Annotated in this window: 3 protein-coding genes; all 3 read left to right on the top strand. The window is 69.6% G+C overall.

The window, feature by feature from the left end; genetic code table 11:
• The first annotated feature begins 99 nt into the window (after positions 1-99).
• Positions 100-1068, top strand: coding sequence for a pyridoxal-phosphate dependent enzyme (locus ACWGE0_RS03440; protein ID WP_452259284.1), 969 nt, complete (start codon positions 100-102; stop codon positions 1066-1068).
• Positions 1065-2174, top strand: a complete 1110-nt coding sequence (locus ACWGE0_RS03445) for an ArgE/DapE family deacylase (protein ID WP_452259285.1) — start codon at positions 1065-1067, stop codon at positions 2172-2174. Before ACWGE0_RS03440 ends, ACWGE0_RS03445 begins: the two co-directional genes overlap by 4 nt.
• Before the next feature lie 70 nt (positions 2175-2244).
• Positions 2245-5775 carry an nSTAND1 domain-containing NTPase gene (locus ACWGE0_RS03450; protein ID WP_452259286.1) on the top strand — a complete coding sequence of 1177 codons (3531 nt, stop codon included), beginning with the start codon at positions 2245-2247 and terminating at the stop codon, positions 5773-5775.
• Positions 5776-6144 lie beyond the last annotated feature (369 nt).

Raw genomic sequence — 6144 nt, forward strand, 5'->3', positions numbered from 1 at the left:
ACCTCCCACGCGATTGATCGGATTCTTCCACCGATACAGATCGAAAACATGCGCTGGACCGATGATCGGCGCTCACCGCACGCTGACAGCATGAAATTGATGCGGCCAGACGCTCGCGGCTGGAGGTGCCCGCCCGCGTCCACCGAGGTGCGGGACTTCCACGCGCACCTGCCCGGCTACGCGCCCACTCCGCTGACCGAACTCCCCGCCCTCGCGACCGAGCTCGGGATCGGCCGGTTGTTCGTCAAGGACGAATCCTCCCGGCTCGGCCTGCCTGCTTTCAAGGCCCTCGGTGCGTCGTGGGCCGTCCACCGGGTCCTGAAAGGCCACACCGGACAGGTCACGCTCACCACCGCGACCGACGGCAACCACGGCCGGGCGGTCGCGAGGATGGCCCGGCTGCACGGCCAAAAGGCCCACGTCTTCGTGCCGAACACCGTGCCACCGCAGGCGATCGACGCCATCCGTGCCGAACAGGCCGAGGTCACCGTCGTCGAAGGAACGTACGACGACGCGGTCGCCATGGCAGCGAAGGCCGGCGGAATTCTGGTGCAGGACATGGGCTGGCCCGGCTACGAGGAGATCCCGGCCTGGATCGTCGAGGGCTACAGCACGCTGTGCCACGAGATCGACGAACAGCTCGACCACGAACCGGACCTCGTGGTCGTTCCGGTCGGCGTCGGCTCGTTCGCGCAGGCCGTGATCACCCACTACCGCAGCCGTGACGCACGCACGAAGCTCGTCGCCGTCGAACCGGAGAACGCCGCCTGCGTCCTGGAAAGCCTCAAAGCCGGCGAACCGAAGACCATCCCCACCGGCGACACGATCATGGCCGGACTCAACTGCGGCACCCCGTCTACGACCGCGTGGCCGTTCCTGCACAACGGTCTCGACGCCGCCGTGGCCATCTCCGACGCTCAATGCGCCGAAGCGATGGCGGACCTCAACGCCCTCAACGTCCATTCCGGACCGTGCGGCGCCGCACCGCTCGCCGGACTGCGCGCTATCCGCGACGAGTTCGGCGATCTCGCCACCGTCGTGCTCATCAGCACCGAAGGACGCCCGTGAACCCACGTGACCTGCTTGCCGAGCTGATCGCCATCGACTCGGTCAACCCGGACCTCGTCCCCGGCGGCAACGGCGAAACCGCCGTCGCCGACTTCTGCGCCGAATGGTTCCGGCACAACGACTTCGAGGTCCACCGCCTGGAGCAACGCGCGGGCAGGCCGAGCCTGGTCGCGGTCAGAAGAGGCACCGGCGGCGGCAGGTCGTTGATGCTCAACGGCCACATCGACACGGTCGGCACCGCAGGCTACGACGGCGACCCGCTCGAGCCCGAGATCAAAGACGGCAAGATGTTCGGCCGCGGCACGTTCGACATGAAAGGCGGCGTAGCGGCGATGATGGTCGCCGCGGCCAAAGCCACCGAACGCCCGCTGCGTGGTGACGTGATCGTGGCGTGCGTCGCCGACGAGGAACACGGCAGCTTCGGCACCGAGGAGGTCCTCAACTCCTTCACCGCCGACGCCGCCATCGTCACCGAACCGAGCCACCTCGAAGTCACCTTGGCGCACAAGGGTTTCGTCTGGTTCGACGTCGAGGTCGGAGGCAGGGCGGCCCACGGCTCACGACCGGAGCTGGGCGTCGACGCCATCGTCAAGGCCGGCCATTTCCTGGTGGCGCTGGAACAACTCGACCTGACCACCGAACACCACCTGCTGGGCCGCGGAACCGTCCACGCGTCGTTGATCAGCGGCGGCGAGGAAGCCTCCACCTACCCGTCGAGCTGCCGCATCACCCTCGAACGGCGCACGGTTCCCGGCGAGACCCCCGACGACGTCGAAGCCGAACTCCAGCACATCCTCGACCACCTCACCGCCACCGTCCCGGACTTCAAGGCCACGCTCACCCGAGGCCTGGCCAGGGACCCGTTCGAGGCCGATCCGGACGCCGAGATCGTCCGCACGCTCATCGCCAACCTGGGCGTACCGCCGATCATCCGGGCAGAGCCGTTCTGGACCGACTGCGCACTGCTGGACCGCGCCGGCATCCCCTGCCTGCTGTTCGGCGTCGACGGCGCGGGCGCCCACGCCGCCACCGAGTACGTCGACCTGGCGTCACTCGACCGCCTCACCGACGTCCTGACCGGCACGATCACCGACTTCTGCGGCTGATCTCGCGAAGTCAGCGTAACGAGATCACCGCTCCGTAGATTCCCCTGGCAGAACGATGGGGGAACTGGGGATGCCACGCAAAGAACGCCCGCTCGACTCGGGTGACACGGCGGTGCTCACGTTCGCGCGTGAGCTCAGATCGTTGCGGGACAGGGCAGGCAGGCCGACCTACCGGCAGCTGAGCTCGCTGACGCACTACTCGGAGGCGGCCCTGTCGCAGGCCGCCTCCGGTCGCAAACTGCCGACGCTGCAAGTCACGCTCGCCTACGTCCGCGCGTGCGGCGGGTCGGAGGAGGAGTGGGAACGCCGCTGGTACGCGACGTCCGCGGACGAACCGCACGCGGAGCCCGACACCGGCTCCCCGTACACCGGCCTGGCGGCGTTCAAGCGGGAGGACAGCGAACGGTTCTTCGGCCGCGACCGCCTGGTCGGCCAGCTCGAGCGACAGGTCGGCGAACAACGCGTCGTCGTGGTCGTCGGAGCGTCAGGCGCGGGCAAGTCGTCGCTGCTCAGAGCCGGTCTCATGCCACGCCTGGGCGACCGTGCCGTCCTCTTCACACCCGGTCAGAAACCCCTTGAGGAGTACGCCAAATTCGCTGCCGACCCCGACAAGGTTCTCGTCGTCGACCAGTTCGAGGAGATCTTCACGCTCTGCGAGGATCGCGACACCCGCAGGCGGTTCGTCGACCGGCTCACCGCGCACCGGGTCGTGCTGGGCGTGCGCGCGGACTTCTACGGCCACTGCACGGACTTCCCCGCCCTGGTCGAGGCCATGGGCAGCGCTCAGCTCACCGTCGGGCCGATGAGCACCGACGAACTGCGGGCCGCGATCATCCAGCCCGCGCGCCGCAGCGGGCACACCGTCGAGACCGCGCTGGTCGCCGAACTGGTCGCGAACTGCGCCGAGCAGGCGGGCGCGCTGCCGTTGCTCTCGCACGCCCTGCTGGAGACCTGGCACCGCCGCAAGGGCAACACGCTGACCCTGCAGGGCTTCCGGGCCGCCGGCGGGTTCGAGGGAGCGCTGACCCGCACGGCCGAGTCGGTGTTCGCCGGTCTGACGCAACCACAACAACAACTCGTGCGGTCGCTGTTCATCCGGCTCACCGCGATCGGTGACGGCACCGACGACACCAAACGGCGGATCTGCCGGACCGAACTCGACGACGAACCGGACGCCGCGCTCGTGCTCGAGGCGCTGACCACGCACCGGCTGATCACGGTCGACCACGACCGGATCGAGATCACCCACGAGGCGCTGATCCGCTGCTGGCCACGACTGCGGGAGTGGCTCGCGGCCGACCGCGACAGCCTGCGCGCCCACCGCGACCTCGCCGAGTCGGCGGCCGTGTGGGAGTCGCTCGACCGCGATCCCGGCGCGCTGGTCCGCGGTGTCCGCCTCGCGTCGTTCCGCCCGTGGCTCGCGGAGCCGCCGCACCCGCTGACCACGCGCGAACGCGAGTTCCTCACCTCCAGCATCGCCGCGGAGTCCGCCGATCTGGCCTCGGCGCGGCAAAGCCGACGAAGGCTCCAGATGCTCGTCGGCCTGCTGACCGCGCTGCTCATCGCCACCACGGGCATCAGCATCACCGCGATGCAGGCCAGTTCCGAGGCGACGAAGCAACGCAACAGCGCGTTGTCGCAGAAGGTCGCCCAAGACGCCAAACGGCTGCACAACACCGATCCCGCACTGGCCGCGCAGCTCGCGCTCGCCGCCTACCAGCTCTCCCCCACGACCGACGCGCGCAGTGCCGTGCTCAGCTCGTTCACCCCTTTCTACGCCACCCGCCTGACCTCGCACGCCGACCACGTCAACGCGGTCGCCTACGCGCCGCAACGGCACCTGCTCGCCAGCTCCAGCCGGGACCGGTCGGTCAGGCTGGCCGACGTCACCGATCCGCACCGCCCGCGGGAGTTGTCCACTCTCACCGGTCACACCGACAACGTCGTGAACGTCGCGTTCAACTCCGACGGCGCGATCCTCGCCACCGCCGGATGGGACCGCACAGCCCGTTTGTGGGACTCCACCACCGGAAACGTCCTCGCCACGATCAACCACCCCGACCTCGTCAACGCCGTGGCGTTCAGCAGCGACAACCGGCTGCTGGCCACCGCGAGCAACGACAAGACCGTCCGGCTGTGGGATCTCACCGACCTGCGCAACCCACGCCGGATCGCGGACCTCGCCCACACCGGCGCCGTCATCTCGCTCGCGTTCAGCCCCACCGCACCAGTGCTCGCCGCCGGAACGACGGACGGCACCACCCGCCTGTGGGACCTGAGCGGCCCGACCTCCCGCGACCTGCCCGGCAGGGGTCTGGTGCACGCCGTCGCGTTCAGCCAGGACGGCCTGCGGATCGCGACCAGCCAGGACCGCACGATCCAGGTCTGGCCTGCCGCCGGTGGCGAACCCCGAGTGCTGGCCGGGCACACCGACGTCGTCCGCGGCCTGGCGTTCAGCCCCGGCGGCCGCCTCGCCAGCACCAGCGTCGACCGCACAGCCCGCATCTGGGACCAGGACGATCCGCTGGTGCTCACCGGCCACACCGCGGCGGCCGTCGGGGTCGCGTTCATCGGCGACGCGCTGGCGACCGCGAGCGACGACCACACCGTCCGCCTGTGGGACCTGCCCGGTGAGCTCCTCCAGGCCCACAGCGACTCCGTGTACTCGGTCGCGACGCATGGCAGCCTGACCGCGACCGGCAGCTACGACCGCACGGTCAAGCTGTGGCAGGACAGCAGGACCCTCACCGTCCTCAACGGACCGAACGACGCCTTGAACTCGGTCAAGTTCTCCCCCGACGGCAAGATCCTGTACGCCGCCAGCGCCGACCACCGAGTGCACCGCTGGAACATCACCGATCCCCGGAACCCGCAACCGCTACCCGCGCTCACCGGCCACGCCGACGCGGTGAACGCCATGGCCGTCAGCCCGGACGGCACCACCATCGCGACCGGCGGCACCGACCGCACGATCATCCTCTGGGACGCCCGCACCGGCGCCTCGCTCGGCACGATGCTCGGTCACGCGGAATCCGTAGAAGCACTCGCCTTCAGCCCCGACGGCCAGCGCCTCGCCAGCGGCTCCGGCGACTTCGGCATCCGGATCTGGGACGTCCGCCAACGCCGGACCATCACCCACCTCACCGACACCACGCACGCCGTCAAGTCGGTCGCGTTCAGCCCGGACGGCACCCTGCTCGCCACCGGCAGCACCGACTTCACCGTGCGCGTCTGGAACCTCGCCACGGCCACCCGCACCGCCGAGTTCACCGGGCACACCGACACCGTGCACGCCGTCGCGTTCTCCCCGGACGGCAAGACCCTGGCCAGTGCCAGCGCCGACCACGACGTGCGGCTGTGGCGCCTCGAAGACCGCGCCCCGCTCGCCACGCTGTCCGGCCACACCGAGCGCGTCTACGCGCTGGCGTTCAGCCCGGACGGCACCACCCTGCTCAGCGCGGGCGGTGACCGCACGGTCCGCGCCTGGGAAGCGAACGACCAGCACGCGGCCGAACGCATCTGCGCCACCGCCGCGCCGCTGCCCGAGCAGGACTGGAACCGCCACTTCCCCGGCGTCGACCGAACCCCGACGTGCCGATGATCAGACCGATGATCTCGGCAGACCCACCTCATCCACAGCAGCCCCCTCGCTCGTGAACGAACCCCCTCATCGAGACCTGTCTAGCCGCCGGGCGTTCTTCACGTTCGGCGTCGCGGAGCTGAAGAAACAACGGTGAACAACAGGTCGTGATCTTGACGTTCCTCGAACAAATCCCGAACCACGCCCTGTTGCGCGTCCGGCAACGTACCGCCCCGAACGGTTCTCTGAGAGGGGTGGCAAGTGAAGCTCAGACAGGTGGTTTTCGGCGTCGGGGCGGCCGTCGGGCGGGGGGTGGGGGGTGTTGAGGGGTCGCCCGCGCCGCCCCCCCACACAGTGTGGGGGGCGAGACTCGGCGAACACACCCCCAAC

The sequence above is a fragment of the Lentzea sp. NPDC054927 genome, assembly GCF_053610285.1.